Here is a 19,070-nt window from a genome sequence, read left to right as displayed (position 1 = left end):
TCAGACGCCGGTGTTCACGGGGGAGGCGTCGGCGTCGCGCCGCCTGCGCAGCGCCCAGAACACCGCGCTGCCCGCGACGACGGTGACACCGACGCCGATCACGCCGGCGAGGCCGCCGGACAGCCGGGCGTCGGAGACGTCCTTGACGCCGTAGTCGGCCAGCGGCGAGTCGGCCGCGGCGTGCTCCTTCGCCTCCTTGTCGATCCCCTTGTCGTGTGCGACCTTCTCCAGGCCGTCGGGGCTGGCGGAGGCGTAGAAACTGACGAAGCCGGCGAGGACCAGGGAGGTGACGAGACCGGTCACCCACAGCGTGCGCCGCGACGTGCGCGCCGCCACGGGCGCGGTGGGCGCCGGGGCGTCCACCAGCGCGCCGTTCACCCGCAGCTGGAGCCGCTGGCGCAGGCCGCGCGCGCCGTGCACCAGGTCCGGGCGCACGGCGACGACGGCGCCGACCGTGAGCGCGGTGATGACCGCCTCGCCGATGCCGATCAGCACATGCACGCCGATCATCGCGGTCGCGACCTTGCCGATGGAGACGTCGGTGGTGCCGCCGATCGCGTAGATCAGCGTGAAGGCGACCGCTGCGGCCGGGACGGACACCAGGGCGGCGACGAAGGAGGCCACGGTCACCGAGCGCCGCTTGCGGGGCAGCACGGCGAGCAGGGCGCGGAAGACGGCGTACGACACGAGCGTGGTCACGATCGCCATGTCGGTGATGTTCACGCCGAGCGCGGTGAGGCCGCCGTCCGCGAACAGCACACCCTGCATGAGCAGCACGACCGACACGCACAGCACGGCCGTGTACGGGCCGACGAGTATCGCGGCGAGCGCGCCGCCCAGCAGATGGCCGCTGGTCCCGGCGGCGACCGGGAAGTTCAGCATCTGGACGGCGAAGATGAACGCCGCGACCAGGCCGGCCAGCGGCGCGGTGCGCTCGTCGAGTTCTTTGCGGGCGCCGCGCAGGCTCACCGCGAGGGCGCCGGCGGCGACCACTCCGGTGACCGCGGAGGTCGGGGCGTCTATGAATCCGTCAGGTACGTGCACCCGTCGATTTTAGGGCCTTGTTGCGAACGCTTTGCAAGAGAGACGGAGTCTCCAACTTTCGCCGGGCGCGTGCCGGAAAATGTGCGACTCTTGATGGAAAGCGGATGCACGACTTTCGCATAGGTCACGGTGCGTGAGAGGGCGGTCCGATGTCTGTAGTCGAGCAGTACGCGCGCGCTCATATCGTCACGGACGAGGAGGACCCGGGGGCCGTACCCGTCATGCTGCGGTACGACCCTGACAGTGATCCCCGGTCCGTCCGGATCGACCTGCCCGGACCGCACGAGTGGACCTTCTCCCGCGCGCTGCTCGAACAGGGGCTGCGGACGCCGGCCGAGAGCGGCGACGTCCGGGTGTGGCCCTGTGGCCGGGTGCAGGCCGTGGTCGAGTTCCACAGCGACCACGGTGTCGAAGTGGTGCAGTTCGAGTCGAAGGCGCTGGTCAGATTCCTGCGGCGGACGTACACCGTCGAGCCGGTGCGGACCTGATCGGCCCCGGCACCGTGAACCCGGCCGGCTCCCGGCTGCGGACCTGATCAGCCCCCGCAGGGTGAACCCGGCCGGCTCCCGGCTGCGGACCTCATCGGCAGCCGCGCCGCGGACCGGCTCGGCTCCCGCCGCGGACCCGATCAGCTCCCGCGCTTCAGCAGGGACGCCACGATGGGGCCGGCCGTGTCACCGCCGTGTCCGCCCGCCTGGACGACGCCGGCGGCGGCGAGGTCACCGCGGTAGGCCGTGAACCAGCCGTTCGGCTTCTTCTGCCCGTCGACCTCGGCCGAGCCGGTCTTCGCGCCGTAGTCCGGGCCGAGCCCCGACATGGCCTCCGCCGCCGTGCCGTACGCGGCCGTGTACCGCATCAGCTCGCGCAGCTGGGACAGCGTCTTGGCCGACATGGTGCGCGAGGCGGTGGCCAGCGTGCGGTGGTCGACGGAGGGCGCCACCAGGTACGGCTGGTGGAAGGTGCCCGACTGCACGGTCGACGCGACCGAGGCCATGTTCAGCGGGTTCATGCGCACCCCGCCCTGGCCGATCAGTGAGGCCGCCATCTGCGCCGCCGACTGCACCGGCACCGAGCCGTCGAAGGTGGGCACGCCGATCGCCCAGTTGTTCATCGACAGCCCGAAGACCTGCTGGGCCTGCTTGGTCAGGTCGTCGTCGTCCAGCTTCTTCGCCTGGCTGATGAACGCGGTGTTGCAGGAGCGGGCGAAGCTCGCCTTGAACGTGCCGCCCTTGATCTCGAAGTCGTCGTCGTTGTGGAACTTCCAGCCGCCGTAGGTGACCGTCTTCGGGCAGGGGTGCTGCTTGTCCACCGACGTCAGGCCCTTGTCGATCAGCAGCGACGACGTGATGACCTTCATCGTGGAGCCGGGCGCGAGGGAGCCCTGGAAGGCGGTGTTGAAGCCGTGCCCGCTGTTGGCGACCGCGAGGATCTCACCGGTCGAGGGCCGCATGACGACCACGGAGGCCCGCGCGCGCTTGGCCACCTGCTGCTCGGCCGCCGCCTGGAAAGAGGGGCTGAGCGTCGTCTTCACCGTGCCCGGGGTGCCCTTGCTCAGCTCCACCAGCGTCTTGTCGGACAGCTTGGCGGCCTTGGCCTCCTTGCCGCGCACCACGCGCAGCTCGACGCCCGCCGTGCCGCCCGCCTGCTTGCCGTACTTCTCCCGCAGCCCGTCCAGCACCGTGCCCAGGGACGGGTACTTCGCCGCCGTGATGCCGCCGCCGTCGCGGTCCAGCGCCTTGACGGGCGGGGTGCCGGACTCGCCGGTCACGAGCCTGTCACCGTCCCGCAGATCCGGGTGGACGACGGCCGGGCGCCAGTCGACCAGCGGCTCGCCGTCGCTCGCCCGGCGCACGACGGTGAGCGAACTGGTGTAGGTCAGCGGCTTGCTGAGGCCCTTGTAGGCCACCGTCGCCTTCACGGAGAACGGGACCTTGGCGCCCTTCGCCGGCTGCGGGGTGAAGGCGACGTCTTTGAGGTGGGCGCCCTTGGCGTAGCCGGTGAGCAGCTTGCCGGCCGCGGACGGCTCGTCGGTGGCGGCCGCCGCCTCGGTGACCTTGCCGTGCTGCCAGGCGGTGAGGAAGCGGGAGGAGGCCGTGCGGACCTCGGTCGCGGTGAGCGGGCCGGTCTTCACGCTCTTGTGACCGGCGGCGGAACCCTCGTCGGCCGCGGCTCCGCCGTCGTACAGCGCGTAGACGCCGAACCCGGCGCCGCCGACGACGACGGCGATCATCCCGCCGAGCACGGCGGGTCTGTTCTTCCGTCGCTCGGCGACGCGCCTTCTCTTGCCCACAGCCTCAGTTCCTCCGCGCCTTTCCCAGGGTCTTCGCAGCCCTCACACTCCCCAACGACTGCAATCACCTTAAAGTCCCCGTCTCCCCGGGTGATGTCAGCCCGCGTTCCGTAGCACGCTTGCGACAATCGGCCCGGCCGCGTCGATGCCGTGCCCGCCGTCCTGGACCAGGGCAGCCGCCGCCGCGTCGTTGCGGTAACCGGCGAACCAGCTGTCCGACCTGGCCTCCCCGTCGACCTCGGCCGAACCGGTCTTCGCGCCGACGTCTCCGCTCAGCCCGGCCATCACGCCCGCCGCGGTGCCGCTGCGCGCGGTGCGGTTCATCATGGCGCGCAGTTGCCGCACGGTCCCCGGCGACAGCCCACGCGCGCGTGCCGGTTCGCGGCCGTCCAGCTTCAACGGCACGACCACCGGCTGACGGAAGGCGCCGGTCATCGCGGTCGCCGTCACGGACGCCATGTTCAGCGGGCTCATCTGGACCTGGCCCTGACCGATCAGGGCCGCGGCCGTGTCGGGGCCGCCGGCGGCCGGCACCCGGCCGTCGAACGAGGGCACACCGATCTGCCAGTTGTTCCGCCCCAGGCCGAACCGGTCCTCGGCCTCCCGGGTGAGGGAGTCCACCTTCACCTCGTCCGCGAACTTGATGAAAGCCGTGTTGCAGGACCGGGCGAAGCTGTCGGCGAGGGTGGCGTGCCCGTCCGGCGCCAGGCCCTTGAGGTTGTGGAAGGTCTGGCCCTCCGACATGGCGTCAGGCGGGCAGGGCGCCGGTCCGTTCGCCGTGGTGAGGCCGCTGTCGATGAGGGTCGCGGCGCTGATGATCTTCATGGTGGAGCCGGGGGCGCGCTCCCCGAGGAGGGCCGCGTCGAAGGCGTCCCGGCGGTTGTTGGCGATGGCGAGGATCTCGCCGGTGCTCGGCTTGACGGCCACCACGGAGGACTCGGGGTACTTCATGACGGCCGTCTCGGCCGCCGCCTGGGCGCTCGCGCTGAGCGTCGTCGGGAGCTTGCCGGCCTTGCCCTTGACCAGGGTGAGGAGCGTGGTGTCCGCGGCCTGGCTGCCGTCCGCCGCCGCCTGATGGCGTATCACCAGTTCCACACCGGGCCGGCCGCCGGTCTTGTCGCCGTACCGTCTTCGCAGTTCGTCCAGGAGCGGGCCGAGGGAGGGGTACTTCCGGCGCGTCAGCACCTTGCCGTAGCGGTCCACGGCCTCGATCTCCGGAGCGGCCGACTCGCCGGTGGTGAGCGTGTCCCCCTTGCGCAGCCGCGGGTGGACGACGGAGGGCTGCCAGTCGACCAGCGCGCGGTGCGAGGTCTCACCGCGTACGACGGTCAGCGTGCTCCGGTAGGTGAGCGGGTGGGACGTGCCGTGGTACGACACCGCCGCCGTCACCGTGAAGGGCACCGTGTCGCCCGTGGCCCTGCCGGGCGTGATCCGCACCTCGCCGATGTGCGCGGCGTCGCCGTAGGCCGTCATCAGCTCCTGGGCGGCTTCCGGATAGTTCGTGTACGACGCCGCGGTCGCCGCGTCGCCCTTCTCCCAGGCGGCGAAGAACGCCCCCGTCGCCTCCTTCACCTCGGAGTCGTCGGGCGGCCCCGTCTTCACGGCCGCCGCGCCTCCCGCGCCGCCGTCGCCGCTCGTCGCGGACGCGAAGTTGTAGACCCCGTAACCGGCGCCGCCCAGCAGCGTGACGCACACGCCGCCTATGACGGTCGCCTTGACCCCGTTGCGCATGGCGCGGGTACCCCTCCCGTTCAGCCTGTTGAACGCGTTCAAAACCGGTGTGCGGGAGCACTGTAAGCGGTTGCGGCGCCCGTGCTGCTGATGTTGTCCAAACCGTGACTCGAGCGCGGGCGCCCGGCCGAAGGCCTGACGCCGCCAGGCTGGCGGCTCCACCGGCCGGCCTCGGCCGGTCGGCCGGCTTCCAGGGGACGTCGAGCAGTTCAGTATGTCTGCAGATCCTTCAAGGGGACCCCGGTCGAACAGCGGTCGGTGTGGACACGTCCGGCTCGGCGGACGATCTCCGGTTGCCTGCCCAGCGCCTGGAGGTCGGCGCGTGCCGCGACCGCGCGGCGCCGCACCTCGTCACACAGTGCCGCGTCCGGCTTGTCCACCCCGTCGGCCAGCTGCATCGCGCTCAGTGCCCAATAGGCGCGGGTGTAGTGGGGCGCCTCTTTCCGGATGTACCTGTTCCGTTTTCCTTCCGACCCGATGATGTCGAGCGCTGCCTGGTATTCGCTGTTCATCCTGTGCAGATCCAGGTTCTGAGCGGCGACATCGGCCAGTACCCGATGCGCCTGAAGCGCCTCCAGCGGGTCCACCATGCGCAGTCCGCCCGCCCCGTCCGGCTCCATTCGAGCGGACAGCTCCAGCGCCTTACGGCCCATACGCTCCGCAAGTTCGAGGTCGGTGGTCGAAAGCGTCAGGAACAGCCCTGTCAGCCGGTAGGTCGAGGCGCTCACATGGAGTTTGTCCTGGCCGTACTGCGCGATCAGGGCATCGACCTGGCTGGCGAGGATGACGATCTCGTTCCTCGGATCGGATTTACTCGTACGGACGAGTTCGCTCATCTTCACGACATAGTCCGAGATCGCGCTCCGAGCCGCGTCCTGCCGCTGTGTGTCGGCGATGCTCACCGACGCACGGACGCCGTAGAAGGCGGAAACGGCGGCGATGAGAGCGGAGAGCACCGAGACGACGGTGTTGGCGGCCCCTGTCCTCGGGGAGGGCCGCCCGGCCGCCGAGACCGTTCTCGCGGGGTGCCCGACCGGTCTGACCCGACGAAACACCTCGACCTCCCTCGTCCTCCGGCGCATGCACGGCCGCCCGAGTCCAACCGTGACGTGTCGGGCCCGGTCGGGCCAGCCCGAGACGGCCAGGAGAGGTCGCGGGCGGGACGACCACGAGACGATGACCAGGGCGGCCCGGCATCCTGCCGGGCCGCCCTGGCGCGTGTACCCGGCTAGACCCAGGTGTCCAGCCACATGCGTGAGCGCCAGGAGTCGATGGGGATCGCCTGGCCGGTGTACAGGGGCCAGAAGTAGATGAAGTTCCAGGCGATCAGCAGTACCAGGACGCCCGCCGCCGTCGCGCCGACCACCCGGCGGGTGTCGCTGGAGCCCGGCGGGCCGACGATCGCGCCGATCATCATCGCCACCGCCAGACAGAGGAACGGCAGGAAGACGACCGCGTAGAAGAGGAAGATCGTCCGCTCCTGGTACAGGAACCAGGGCAGGTAACCGGCCGCGATCCCGCACGCGATGGCACCGGCCCGCCAGTCGCGGCGGAACGCCCAGCGCCACAGGACGTAGCCGATCGCGAAGCAGGCCGCCCACCACAGCAGCGGCGTGCCGATCGCCAGCACCTCCCGGGCGCACTTCTGGCCCGCGTCCGCCGGGCAGCCGTCGGCGCCGGGGGAGGGGGACTCGTAGAAGTACGACACCGGGCGGCCCAGCACGATCCAGCTCCACGGGTTGGACTGGTACGTGTGCGGCTGGTCGAGGTGGACGTGGAACTTGTAGACCTCGTGCTCGTAGTGCCACAGGCTGCGCAGCCAGTCCGGCAGGAACGACCAGAGGCCGCCCTTGCCGTCGGTGGCCGCCCAGTCGCGGTAGTAGCCGCCCGTGCCGTCGGTCGGGGAGAGGATCCAGCCGGTCCAGGAGGCCACGTAGACCACCAGCGCCACCGGCACCGTCGCCACGAAGGCCAGGCCGGTGTCGTACTTGAGAGCGGCGACGTACGGGCGAGAGGCGCCGGCCACCTTGCGGGTGCCGACGTCCCACAGGACCGTCATCACACAGAACGCGGCCAGGACGTACAGGCCGTTCCACTTCGTGCCGACGGCCAGGCCCAGCATGACCCCGGCCGTCCAGCGCCAGGGACGCCACCCGAAGCGGAAGGCGTCGGCGACCTGCGCGTTCGGCCGGACCCTGCCGTCCTCACCCACGGGCAGCGCGGCGGCCAGTGCCTCCCGCGCCCGGTCCCGGTCCACCACCAGACAGCCGAACGCGGCCACCACGAAGAACATCAGCACGCCGTCGAGCAGCGAGGTCCGGCTCATCACGAAGTGCAGGCCGTCCACCGCCATCAGCGCGCCCGCGAGGCAGCCCAGGAACGTCGAGCGGAAGATGCGGCGCCCGATCCGGCACAGCATCAGCACGCTCAGCGTCCCGAGCAGCGCCGTCATGAAGCGCCAGCCGAACGGGTCGAACCCGAAGACCAGCTCGCCGAGCCCGATCACGTACTTGCCGACCGGCGGGTGCACCACGTACGCGGGGTCCGTGGGGACCGCCAGCGAGCCGTGCTGCTGGAGCACCAGGTCGTTGGCGCCCTTGCCGTACTTGTCCCAGCTGACCTCGAAACCGCGGTGGACGAGCGCCCAGGCGTCCTTGGCGTAGTACGTCTCGTCGAATATCACCGCGCGCGGGCTGCCGAGGTTCCAGAAGCGCAGCACGCCCGCCAGCAGTGTCACCAGGAGCGGGCCGCCCCAGCCCGACCACCGCGTGATCCGTTCGGCGAGGACCGGCGGCACGCCGAGCGCCCGCCACAGCCGGGGGCTCGGCTCCGCGTACGGCGGCACCAGCCGGTCGCGTACGTCGCCCGTGGGCGCGTCCTTGGCCGGTACGTACCCGAATCGGCGCAGCCGCTGCTGCCACGACGGCCGCCGGTCGTGCGGTGCCTGGCCCTGCCGGAGGTCCATGGAGGACGCGGTACTGGTCACCGCGCCATCGTAGGGAACCGTTCTGTGCGAGTCCCGTGCATGTGCGGTACCGGTCGGGAGACGGTCGGATTCCCCCGTTCGCGGGCACCCGGAACGGGCCCCGGAACTCCTGGGAGGATGGGGGCGTGACTGGAACCCTTGTCCTGGCAGGTACCCCCATCGGCGACATCGCGGACGCGCCGCCCCGGCTCGCCGAGGAGCTGGCCGGCGCCGACGTGGTCGCCGCCGAGGACACGCGGCGGCTGCGCCGGCTCACCCAGGCGCTGGGCGTCACGCCCAAGGGCCGCGTGATCTCGTACTTCGAGGGGAACGAGGCCGCCCGCACCCCCGAACTGGTCACGGAGCTGCTGGGCGGGGCGCGCGTGCTGCTGGTGACCGACGCCGGCATGCCCTCCGTCTCCGACCCGGGCTACCGGCTGGTCGCGGCGGCCGTCGAGCAGGACATCCGGGTCACCGCCGTGCCCGGGCCGTCCGCGGTGCTCACCGCGCTCGCCCTGTCCGGGCTGCCCGTCGACCGGTTCTGCTTCGAGGGCTTCCTGCCGCGCAAGGCGGGCGAGCGGCTCTCCCGGCTGCGCGAGGTCGAAGGCGAGCGGCGCACGCTCGTCTACTTCGAGGCCCCGCACCGGCTCGACGACACCCTCGCCGCCATGGCCGAGGTCTTCGGCGCGGACCGGCGGGCCGCCGTCTGCCGCGAGCTGACCAAGACCTACGAGGAGGTACGGCGCGGTCCGCTCGGCGAGCTGGCCCGGTGGGCCGCGGAGGGCGTGCGCGGGGAGATCACCGTCGTGGTCGAGGGCGCGCCCGAGGCCGGCCCCGAGGAACTGGACGCCACGGAGCTGGTGCGCCGGGTGCGGGTGCGGGAGGAGGCCGGGGAGCGCCGCAAGGAGGCCATCGCGGCCGTGGCGGCGGAGGCCGGGCTGCCGAAGCGGGTCGTCTTCGACGCCGTGGTCGCGGCCAAGCGCGCCGGTGACTGACGGGGGGCTGGCGCCCGGGTGGTGCCGTCGGGTAACGCCGCCTCGGTGGTGCCGTCGGGGTAACGCCGCCCGGGTGGTGCCGCCCGGGCGGTGCCGTCGGGGTGTCGTCCGGGCGGCGCCGCCGGGGCGCCCGCGCCGGGCCTTCGTCCGGGTTCCCGTCGGGGCTTCACGCCCCATGGGAGAGCAAAGCGTTGGCGTCGATGGCAAAGCTCAGCCGGCTCATTCGAGTCGCTTGGGCAAGCGACGACCAAATCGCCTCCAACACTCGACAGCCCTGGTGCATTCACGCCACGAGAGGCGTCCACTGGTCGAAGGGACGCACCCGTCCCTCGCCCCAGGGTCCCCCGGGGAATCCCCGGGCCGGGGCGCTTGTCCAGCGGACACGAGGAGCTGGCATGAGTGACATAGCAGGGCAGACCGGCCTCCGCGGTACGGCCACAGCCGTCGTTCACGAGTCGTATTCGTTCGCCTGCATGCGCTGCGGGCACGGCTGGGAGCAGTCGTACGCGATAGAGCACCACACGGACGCCGAGGGGGCGGAATTCGTGCTCTACGTGACCGACGGCCGGGTCGTGCCGTCCCCGCTGAGCCGGCCCAGCTGCCAGAACTGCGACGGCCACATCGTGCGGATCATGCGCGCGGGCCAGGTCTCCTCGGTGCGCGGCACGGGCGACCGCGGGCACCACCGGGTGCCGGCGGCCGGTCCGGTCGAGGCGCCGCAGGTGCCGGGCGCGCAGCCGCAGGGGGCGGCGGGCGGGGAACCGCGGGGGGCGGGCACGGAACCGCGGGTGGCGGGGCCGGCCAAGGAGCCGCACCACTGGCACCTGTCCGATCTCCTGCACCCTTTCCAGCGCAAGGCGGGCTGAACGGATCACCGGTCCGCGAAGGCATGCCCCTTTCGTAGGATCGGGGCATGCCTTCGAACGCCGGCCACCGCTCCAAGGGCGACGACAAGAACGCGGCCCCGCCGCTCCCGGCACCCCTGCGGGTGCCCGTCGCCGACTCCCACACCCACCTGGACATGCAGTCCGGCACGGTCGAGGAGGGCCTGGCGAAGGCCGCTTCGGTGGGCGTCACGACCGTCGTCCAGGTCGGCTGCGACATCGCGGGCTCGCGGTGGGCCGCCGAGACCGCCGCCGCTCATGAGAGCGTCCACGCCACCGTCGCCCTCCACCCCAACGAGGCCCCGCGCATCGTGCACGGCGATCCCGACGGCTGGTCCCGGCAGGGCGCCCGCGCACCGGGCGGCGACACGGCCCTGGACGAGGCGCTCGCCGAGATCGACCGGCTGGCCGGGCTGCCGCAGGTGAAGGGCGTCGGCGAGACGGGCCTGGACCACTTCCGCACCGGCCCCGAGGGCAAGGCCGCCCAGGAGCGGTCCTTCCGCGCCCACATCGAGATCGCAAAGCGGCACGGCAAGGCGCTCGTCATCCACGACCGCGACGCCCACGACGACGTGCTGCGGGTCCTGAAGGAGGAGGGCGCCCCCGAGCGCACCGTCTTCCACTGCTACTCCGGCGACGCCGAGATGGCCGCGATCTGCGCCCGCGAGGGCTACTTCATGTCCTTCGCCGGCAACGTCACCTTCAAGAACGCCCAGAATCTCCGGGACGCCCTGGCCGTCGCCCCGCTGGAACTGGTCCTCGTGGAGACCGACGCGCCCTTCCTGACCCCGGCGCCGTACCGCGGACGGCCCAACGCCCCGTATCTCATTCCGGTCACGGTCCGCGCGATGGCCGCCGTGCGCGGCATCGACGAGGACGCGCTGGCGACGGCGCTGGGCGCGAACACCGCGCGCGCCTTCGATTACTGAGAGTGTATTGATCGTAACCGGTCGATAACGTCCGGCGGGACCCGGCTGGGGTCCTGTCGCGACGGTGTGTAGTCGCGCCGCTTTGGAGAGTGACGAGGGCTCCGCTAGGTTCTGGCCCCGATCCGGACCCCTCTGGCTTTCTGGAGCGTGTCGGCGTGAGCAAATCGCAGTACCAGACCTTTCAGGCCTACGGCCCCTATGCGCCGCCGGGCGAGCACGGCGGCGCGTGGCCCGGCCTGCACGACGCGGAGACGGTGGGCTACGGGGTGGCGTCGTACGGCGCGGTGCCGGGCGAGGCGGCCCCGCACCCGCACGACGCGACGGTGCGGGAGACGGCGTACGAGGACACCTACCGGCCCGCCTACGAGACCAGGGCGCACCCGCAGGCACCGGCGCACCCCCGCCCGGACGGACCGGAGCGCACCCTCGTGGACGAGGCGCTGCACCCCCGCGTGGACGAGGCAGCGCCCGCCTGCGTGGACAAAGTGGTGTACACCCGCGTGACCGAGCCGATGCACGCCCGCGGGGACGAGCGGGTGCAGGCCCGCGGGGACGAGCGGGTGCACAACCGCGGGGACGAGGCGGTGCTGCCCCGGCAGAGCGGCGGCGCGCCCGCCGAGGGCGCGCGCGAGCATGATCCGGATCCCGCGGACGGCGGGCACGCCGTGACGGGAGAGGCGGACGGGCCGGGTGCGCGGGCCGGGCTGAAGGGGCGGGCCGCGCGCAGGCGCCGGGCGCGTTCCGCCGAGCGCCCGGAATCCGCCATGCGTCGCCTGCTGCCGCAGGCGCTGGTCGTGGCCTTCCTCGCCGGCGGCACCACCGCCTTCGTCGCCGAGGACAAGGCGGTCGAGCTGAACGTCGACGGCAGGCAGCGGACCCTGCACACCTTCGCCGACAACGTCGGCGAGCTGCTCTCCGAGGAGGGCGTGCGCACGGGGACGCACGACGTGATCGCGCCCGCCCCGGGCGCGGCGCTCGCCAGCGGCGACGCGGTCGCGGTGCGGTACGGGCGCCCCGTGCGGCTCACACTGGACGGCCGCCGGCACGAGGTGTGGACGACGGCGCCCACGGTGGAGGGCGCCCTCGACGAGCTGGGGGTGCGCGCCGAGGGCGCGTACCTGTCCGCCTCGCGCTCCCAGCACATCGGGCGCGCCGGGCTCGCGCTCGACGTGCGCACCGAGCGCGCGGTCACGGTCATGGCGGACGGCCGGACCCGCACCATCCGCACCAACGCGGCCACCGTCCGCGAGGTGGTCGAGGAGGCCGGGATCACCCTGCACGGCCAGGACACCGTCTCCGTCGCGCCGGACAGCTTCCCGCGCGACGGGCAGACGGTGACCGTGCTGCGGGTGAGCGGGCGGCGGGAGATCCGTGAGGAGCAGATCCCGTTCGCGGTCGAGCGGAGGGGGGACCCCTCGCTCTTCAAGGGAACCGAGGTCGTCGCCCGGCCCGGTCGGCCCGGGCTGCGCCGCACCACCTACTACCTGCGCACCGTCAACGGGGTCCGGCAGAAGCCGCGCCTCGAGAAGACCGAGGTGGTGCGCAAGCCGCGCAAGCAGGTGGTGAAGTTCGGCACCAAGCCGCGGCCCGTCTCCGTGCACGGCGCCGACCACCTGAACTGGCACGGGCTCGCCGTCTGCGAGTCCGGCGGCCGGCCGCACGCGGTCGACCCCTCGGGGACGTACGGCGGGCTGTACCAGTTCGACGCACGCACATGGCACAGCCTCGGCGGCAGGGGACGCCCCCAGGACGCCCCGGCGGACGAGCAGACGTACCGGGCGAAGAAGCTGTACCTGAGCCGAGGCGCAACCCCCTGGCCACACTGCGGCTCCCGGTTGAGGGGATAGCCGACGGACCACCGCCCCGGCCACAGGGCAACCGCCCCGGCCGCAGGGCCGACGGGCCACCGCCGCGCGGCCTGCGGGTCGTCACCGCAGCCTGCGGGCAGTCGTGCCGCTTGGGGCGGCACGGGTGGGCGCAGGCGGCACCCCGCCGGCGCGGGCAAGCGACCCCACCCCGGCCCGTCCCCCACCCCGGGCGGTTCCCCACTCCGCCCAGCCCCTGCCAGCCTGCCCTCCGTCCCCCCGGGCCAGTCCCTCCCCACCAGGGCCCAGCCCCACCCGGTGCCCCCACCCCGGGCACCTGGCAACCCGCCGCTCCCCGCCCCCGTACCCTTGTCCCGTGAGCAGCCCCACCCCCGACGCCCTCCTCGGCCCCGCCGACATCCGTGAGCTCGCGGCAGCGCTCGGTGTCCGCCCCACCAAGCAGCGCGGCCAGAACTTCGTGATCGACGCCAACACGGTCCGCCGTATCGTCCGCACCGCGGACGTGCGCCCCGACGACGTGGTCGTCGAGGTCGGCCCCGGACTCGGCTCGCTCACCCTCGCGCTGCTGGAGGCCGCCGACCGGGTCACCGCCGTCGAGATCGACGACACCCTGGCCGCCGCGCTGCCCACGACCATCGCCGCCCGCATGCCGGAACGGGCCGACCGGTTCGCGCTGGTCCACTCCGACGCCATGCACGTCGGCGAGCTGCCCGGCCCCCCGCCGACGGCCCTGGTGGCGAACCTGCCGTACAACGTCGCCGTACCCGTGCTGCTGCACATGCTCGACACCTTCCCGAGCATCGAGCGGACGCTCGTGATGGTGCAGTCCGAGGTCGCCGACCGGCTCGCCGCCGCGCCCGGCTCGAAGGTGTACGGCGTGCCGTCCGTCAAGGCCAACTGGTACGCGGAGGTCAAGCGGGCCGGCGCCATCGGCCGCAACGTCTTCTGGCCGGCGCCGAACGTCGACAGCGGGCTCGTCTCGCTCGTCCGGCGGACCGAGCCGGTCAAGACCACCGCCACCAAGCGCGAGGTCTTCGCGGCGATCGACGCGGCCTTCGCCCAGCGCCGCAAGACGCTGCGGGCGGCCCTCGCCGGCTGGGCCGGATCCGCGGCGGCCGCCGAGGCCGCCCTGGTCGCGGCCGGGGTCTCGCCGCAGGCGCGCGGGGAGTCGCTGACGGTCGAGGAGTTCGCCCGCATCGCCGAGCACAAGGACGCGTACGAGGGGACCGGCAAGTGAGCGTCACGGTAAGGGTTCCGGCCAAGGTCAACGTCCAGCTCGCCGTGGGCGCCGCGCGACCTGACGGGTTCCACGACCTGGCCAACGTCTTCCTCGCCGTCGGCCTGTACGACGAGGTCACCGTGACCCCGGCCGACGAGCTGCGGATCACCTGCGAGGGCCCGGACGCCGGCCAGGTCCCCCTGGACCGCGGCAACCTCGCGGCGCGCGCCGCGATCGCCCTCGCCGAGCGCCGGGGCATCGAACCGGCCGTGCACCTCCACATCACCAAGGACATCCCGGTCGCCGGCGGCATGGCGGGCGGCAGCGCGGACGGCGCGGGCGCGCTCCTCGCCTGCAACACGCTCTGGGGCACGGGCGCCTCCCGGGCCGAACTCCTCGCCATCTGCGCCGAGCTGGGCAGCGACGTGCCGTTCAGCCTGGTCGGCGGCGCGGCGCTGGGCGTCGGACGCGGCGAACTGCTGACGTCCCTGGAGGTCGGCGGCACCTTCCACTGGGTGTTCGCGATGGCCGGGCGCGGGCTGTCCACGCCGGCGGTCTTCCGCGAGTTCGACCGCCTCGCGGAGGGATGCGACATCCCCGAGCCGGTCGCCTCCCGGGAACTCCTCGACGCCCTCGCCAAGGGGGACCCCGACGCGCTCGCGGCCGCCGTCTCCAACGACCTCCAGCCCGCGGCCCTCTCCCTCTTCCCGGAGCTGTCCGACACCCTCGCCGCGGGACGCGCGGCCGGCGCCCTCACCGCGCTGGTCTCGGGTTCGGGCCCCACGACGGCGTTCCTCGCCCGCGACCCGGAGTCGGCCACGAAGATCGCCGACGTGCTCCGCGCCTCCGGCACCTGCCGCACGGTCCGCACGGCAACGGCCCCCGCCCCGGGCGCCACCGTGCTGACCACGTCGGCCACGGCGTAGCACACCGGCACCGGCCGCACCGGCCCCGGCGGAGCACGCCGGGTGACCCGGCCGAAGTCCACGCCATGTACGGGCTGGCCGACAAGGGCGACCCGCGCTGTGTGGAGGCGAGCCGCCGCATCCGGGCCGGTACACAGCGCCGGGGCGACGACTGGATGCTGGACGCCGCCGACCGCCACGAGGAGCGCAGGGCCAGGGCGGAGGAGGCTTCCTCCGGCGCGCACTAGGCTGGGAGGCGCCCGAACCCCGCGCACAGGAGTGAAATGGCCGTCAATCTGGTCAATGTCGAGAACGTCAGCAAGGTGTACGGCACCCGTGCCCTGCTGGACGGCGTCTCGCTCGGCGTGTCGGAAGGGGACCGGATCGGGGTCGTCGGGCGCAACGGCGACGGCAAGACCACCCTCATCCGCATGCTCGCCAAGCTGGAGGAGCCCGACACCGGACGGGTCACCCAGTCCGGCGGGCTGCGTCTCGGCGTGCTCACGCAGCACGACTCCCTCGACCCCGCCGCGACCGTCCGCCACGAGGTCATCGGTGACATGGCGGACCACGAGTGGGCCGGCAACGCCAAGGTCAGGGACGTGCTGACCGGGCTGTTCGGCGGGCTGGACCTGCCGGGCTTCCCGAAGGGGCTCGACACCGTCATCGGACCGCTGTCCGGTGGTGAGCGGCGCCGTATCGCGCTCGCCAAGCTGCTGATCGAGGAACAGGACCTGATCGTCCTGGACGAGCCCACCAACCACCTCGACGTCGAGGGCATCGCCTGGCTCGCGCAGCACCTCCAGAACCGGCGCTCGGCGCTGGTCTGCGTGACGCACGACCGGTGGTTCCTGGACCAGGTCTGCACCCGCATGTGGGACGTGCAGCGCGGCGACGTGTACGAGTACGAGGGCGGTTACTCCGACTACGTCTTCGCGCGTGCCGAGCGCGAGCGGATCGCGGCCACCGAGGAGGCCAAGCGGCAGAACCTGGTCAGGAAGGAGCTGGCCTGGCTGCGGCGCGGGGCGCCCGCGCGTACGTCCAAGCCGCGCTTCCGGGTCGAGGCCGCCAACGAGCTGATCGCGGACGTGCCGCCGCCCCGGGACAGCAGCGAGCTGATGAAGTTCGCCTCCTCGCGGCTCGGCAGGACCGTCTTCGACCTGGAGGACGTCACCGTCCAGGCCGGCCCCAAGGTGCTGCTGAAGCACGTCACCTGGCAGCTCGGGCCCGGCGACCGGATCGGCCTCGTCGGCGTCAACGGCGCCGGCAAGACCTCCCTGCTGCGCGCCATGGCCGCCGCGGCCCGCACCGAGGGCGAGGAGCAGCCCGCGGGCGGACGCATCGCCGTCGGCAGGACCGTCAAACTCGCCTACCTCTCCCAGGAGGTCGCCGAACTCGACCCGACCTGGCGGGTCCTGGAGGCCGTGCAGCGGGTCCGCGAGCGCGTCGACCTCGGCAAGGGGCGCGAGATGACGGCCGGGCAGCTGTGCGAGACGTTCGGCTTCAACAAGGACAAGCAGTGGACGCCGGTGGGCGACCTCTCCGGTGGCGAGCGGCGGCGGCTCCAGCTGCTGCGCCTGCTCATGGACGAGCCCAACGTCCTCTTCCTGGACGAGCCCACCAACGACCTCGACATCGAGACCCTCACCCAGCTCGAGGACGTCCTCGACGGCTGGCCCGGCTCGATGATCGTCATCTCCCACGACCGGTTCTTCGTGGAGCGCACGACGGACCGGGTGTTCGCCCTCCTCGGCGACGGCACGCTGCGGATGCTGCCGCGCGGCATCGACGAGTACCTGGAGCGGCGGCAACGCATGGAGGAGGCGGTCGCGGCACAGGCCGCCGCCGCCACGCCCAAGCCGGCCACCACGGAGAAGAGCGCCGCGGACCAGCGGGCCGCGAAGAAGGAACTCCAGAAGATCGAGCGCCAGTTGGACAAGGTCTCCGAGAAGGAGTCCAGGCTGCACGCCCGCATCGCCGAGAACGCCACCGACTTCGCCAAGGTGGCCGACCTGGACGTCCAGTTGCGTGACCTCGCCCAGGAACGCGAGGAACTGGAGCTGCGCTGGCTGGAGCTGGCGGAGGACGCGTGACACGGGAGCGCACACCGTCATGAGCGGCGGTGTGCGCTGCGTCGCGTGGCAGTGGTGAAGCACGCCTTCGGGCCCAGGGGAGCGCGCGCGGCGTGATCCGGCCGCGCGCGCGGCCGTTGCGCGCGCCGCGTGAAGGGGGCGTGAAGGCGCGTAACGGCGGCATCACGGGCCGGTTCTCCCTTGGGAACAGCGGCGGACGCGGGCCCGTGGGCTGTCGGTGCCGGGTGATAGAAAGAGCCGTCTGAGAACAGTCTGAGAACGACCTTGGGTCTGTCACGACCCCCAGGGCGTGGCTAGAAATCAGTGAACGAGGGGGAGAGCGCTGATGAATCAGCCGCCCGACCAGCCGCCGCAGGGCGGGTTCGGAGCACCGCAGGAACAGCCGCCGCAGCCCGGCGGCTTCGGCGCACCGCAGACGCCACCGGCGACCCCGCCGGCCCAGGGCGGCTTCGGCGCTCCGCAGACCCCGCCCGCCCCGGGCGGCTTCGGTGCTCCCCAAACCCCGTCGGCCCAGGGCGGCTTCGGCGCGCCCCAGCCGCCCGCCGGCCCCCCGCAGCAGCCGCAGCCGGGCTACGGCTATCCCCAGCAGCCGGGACCGTACGCGGGCACCCCCGGCACCCCGGGCCCCTACGGCCAGCCGCAGCAGCCGGGCCCGTACGGCGCCCCGCAGCCCGGCTACGGCCACCCGCAGCAGCCGCCGTACCCGGGCATGCCCGGCACCGCGCCCGGCGGTCCGGTCGGCGGCGGGCCGGCCTCCCGCAAGAAGACGGCGCTGATCGTCGGTGCCGCGGTGGCCGCGCTGGCCGTCATCGGCGGCACGGTGTTCGCGCTCACCGGCGGCGGTGACGACGACGGCGGCAAGAAGAAGCCCGTCGCCGCGCAGAGCGACGACCCCAAGCAGTCCTCCTCCGCCTCCGCCTCGCCGTCCGCCTCCGGCGGCGGTGAGGACCCGGAGAACCTCAACGGGGGCCGCCAGGCCGGTGAGGCCAAGGTGCTCTGGTACAAGCCGGCGCCCGACGCCCCGGCGTCCGGCGCCGACGCGCCCGGCATGTGGGTCTCCGGCGACACCGCGGTGAAGGCGGCCTACAAGCAGGTCTTCGCCTTCAACGCCGGTGACGGCGGCACCGCCTGGGGACCCCTCGCCTTCCCGCAGAAGATCTGCTCGGTCACCCCCCAGAAGTCGGCCGACGACAAGATCGTCGTGGCCTACATGAACGGCGACGGCGACCGCGCCAAGTGCAACCAGCTCCAGCAGATCGACCTGCGCACCGGCACGAAGGGCTGGAGCGGCGAGGTCGCCGACGGCGGCCTGTTCGACAGCGCGCTCACCGTCGAGCTGTCGGTGAGCGGCAAGACGCTGATGGTGGGCCGATCCCAGTCCGGCACGGCGTACGACATCGACAGCGGCAAGAAGCTGTACGACAAGAAGCGGTACGGCCAGGCATGCTTCCCGGCCGCCTTCGCGGGCGGCACCGGCCGGCTGATCCAGGTGGCCTCCTGCGGTGTCGGCTCGTCCGACGAGCACGAGGAGATCCAGGAGCTGGACCCGGCCACCGGCAAGGTGCGCTGGACCCAGAAGGTCAAGAAGGGCTGGGAGGTGAGCCGGACCTACTCGGTCGACCCGCTCGTCGTCTACCTGACCAACCGGGACAAGAAGACCTGGAACATCTCCACCTTCACCAAGGACGGCAAGTTCCGCTCGGAGGTCACGGTGGACGAGAAGTTCGCCCCCCGCTGCGGCTGGGCGATCCTCGAACGCGAGCTCCAGGGCTGCCAGGGTGTTGCGGTCGACGCCGACACGCTCTACCTGCCCACCGACTCCACCGTCAGCGCCAACGAGGTCGTCGCCATCAGCCTCTCCAACGGCAAGGAGAAGTGGCGGGTCAAGTCCCCGGGTGACCGGCCGATGTCCCCGGTCAAGGTCGAGGACGGCAAGCTCATCGCGTACGTGCAGCCGTCGTACGACACGGGCGGCCAGGTGGTGTCGGTTCCGGTCGCTGGATCCTCCCACCAGACCACCCGGCTGCTGCAGAACCCGCAGGGCGCCGCCGACGCCGAGAACGCCTTCTACGACGGTGTCGTCGACTGGTCCGGCGGACGGTTCTTCATCTCCTCGGGCCGGCTGTCCGGAGACGACGACTCGAAGGAAAAGCTGATCATGGCCTTCGGCAACTGAGCCCGGCACACCG

General features: G+C 72.5%; 15 protein-coding genes. 10 read left to right on the top strand and 5 right to left on the bottom strand.

Annotated elements, in window-relative coordinates:
• Positions 1 to 1,044: an energy-coupling factor ABC transporter permease gene (locus tag JK361_RS22190; RefSeq protein ID WP_201821025.1), complete on the bottom strand. Its 1,044-nt coding sequence runs from the start codon at positions 1,042 to 1,044 to the stop codon at positions 1 to 3.
• 149 nt (positions 1,045 to 1,193) lie between these two features.
• Between JK361_RS22190 and JK361_RS22185 the strand changes: the two genes are divergently transcribed.
• Entirely contained in the window at positions 1,194 to 1,532 is a 339-nt protein-coding gene (locus tag JK361_RS22185; RefSeq protein WP_201821024.1) for an SsgA family sporulation/cell division regulator, read from the top strand.
• Positions 1,533 to 1,672: 140 nt separating this feature from the next.
• On the opposite strand, the gene JK361_RS22180 is transcribed toward JK361_RS22185, so the two are convergent.
• The 4 genes from JK361_RS22180 to JK361_RS22165 form a co-directional block, all read right to left on the bottom strand.
• Positions 1,673 to 3,334, bottom strand: coding sequence for a penicillin-binding transpeptidase domain-containing protein (locus JK361_RS22180; RefSeq protein ID WP_201821023.1), 1,662 nt, complete (start codon positions 3,332 to 3,334; stop codon positions 1,673 to 1,675).
• 96 nt (positions 3,335 to 3,430) lie between these two features.
• Positions 3,431 to 5,065: a penicillin-binding transpeptidase domain-containing protein gene (locus tag JK361_RS22175; RefSeq protein ID WP_201821022.1), complete on the bottom strand. Its 1,635-nt coding sequence runs from the start codon at positions 5,063 to 5,065 to the stop codon at positions 3,431 to 3,433.
• Positions 5,066 to 5,274: 209 nt separating this feature from the next.
• Positions 5,275 to 6,021, bottom strand: a complete 747-nt coding sequence (locus JK361_RS22170) for a hypothetical protein (protein ID WP_201821021.1) — start codon at positions 6,019 to 6,021, stop codon at positions 5,275 to 5,277.
• A 272-nt stretch (positions 6,022 to 6,293) separates the two neighbouring features.
• Positions 6,294 to 8,051, bottom strand: coding sequence for a dolichyl-phosphate-mannose--protein mannosyltransferase (locus JK361_RS22165; RefSeq protein ID WP_201821019.1), 1,758 nt, complete (start codon positions 8,049 to 8,051; stop codon positions 6,294 to 6,296).
• A gap of 125 nt (positions 8,052 to 8,176) precedes the next feature.
• Here JK361_RS22165 and rsmI point away from each other — a divergent pair, with 125 nt between their 5' ends.
• The 9 genes from rsmI to JK361_RS22120 all read left to right on the top strand — a co-directional run bounded on the left by rsmI (position 8,177) and on the right by JK361_RS22120 (position 19,057).
• Positions 8,177 to 9,025: a 16S rRNA (cytidine(1402)-2'-O)-methyltransferase gene (rsmI, locus tag JK361_RS22160; protein ID WP_201821010.1), complete on the top strand. Its 849-nt coding sequence runs from the start codon at positions 8,177 to 8,179 to the stop codon at positions 9,023 to 9,025.
• Between the two features lie 395 nt (positions 9,026 to 9,420).
• A complete protein-coding gene (locus tag JK361_RS22155; RefSeq protein ID WP_201821008.1) occupies positions 9,421 to 9,891 on the top strand; it encodes a hypothetical protein in 471 nt (156 codons plus the stop codon).
• Between the two features lie 47 nt (positions 9,892 to 9,938).
• Positions 9,939 to 10,838 (top strand): TatD family hydrolase, encoded by a 900-nt coding sequence (locus tag JK361_RS22150; protein ID WP_201821006.1) that lies wholly within the window; start codon positions 9,939 to 9,941, stop codon positions 10,836 to 10,838.
• A 512-nt stretch (positions 10,839 to 11,350) separates the two neighbouring features.
• Positions 11,351 to 12,685, top strand: a complete 1,335-nt coding sequence (locus tag JK361_RS22145; protein WP_307787309.1) for a resuscitation-promoting factor — start codon at positions 11,351 to 11,353, stop codon at positions 12,683 to 12,685.
• A gap of 334 nt (positions 12,686 to 13,019) precedes the next feature.
• On the top strand, positions 13,020 to 13,901 hold the full coding sequence (gene rsmA, locus JK361_RS22140) for a 16S rRNA (adenine(1518)-N(6)/adenine(1519)-N(6))-dimethyltransferase RsmA (protein ID WP_201821004.1): 882 nt from the start codon (positions 13,020 to 13,022) through the stop codon (positions 13,899 to 13,901).
• Entirely contained in the window at positions 13,898 to 14,809 is a 912-nt protein-coding gene (locus tag JK361_RS22135) for a 4-(cytidine 5'-diphospho)-2-C-methyl-D-erythritol kinase (protein WP_201821002.1), read from the top strand. The genes rsmA and JK361_RS22135 overlap by 4 nt, the downstream gene beginning before the upstream one ends.
• A 65-nt stretch (positions 14,810 to 14,874) precedes the next feature.
• Positions 14,875 to 15,036, top strand: coding sequence for a hypothetical protein (locus JK361_RS22130; protein WP_201821000.1), 162 nt, complete (start codon positions 14,875 to 14,877; stop codon positions 15,034 to 15,036).
• Positions 15,037 to 15,072: 36 nt separating this feature from the next.
• Complete coding sequence (locus JK361_RS22125; protein WP_201820998.1) at positions 15,073 to 16,881, top strand: ABC-F family ATP-binding cassette domain-containing protein; 1,809 nt, start codon at positions 15,073 to 15,075, stop codon at positions 16,879 to 16,881.
• 325 nt (positions 16,882 to 17,206) lie between these two features.
• Complete coding sequence (locus JK361_RS22120; protein ID WP_201820997.1) at positions 17,207 to 19,057, top strand: outer membrane protein assembly factor BamB family protein; 1,851 nt, start codon at positions 17,207 to 17,209, stop codon at positions 19,055 to 19,057.
• The last annotated feature ends 13 nt before the right edge of the window (positions 19,058 to 19,070 follow it).

It is taken from the genome of Streptomyces musisoli, assembly GCF_016741855.1.
GTDB lineage: Bacteria > Actinomycetota > Actinomycetes > Streptomycetales > Streptomycetaceae > Streptomyces > Streptomyces musisoli.
Note: the sequence above shows the minus strand (reverse complement) of the source record. Positions and strands in the feature narration are given on the sequence as shown.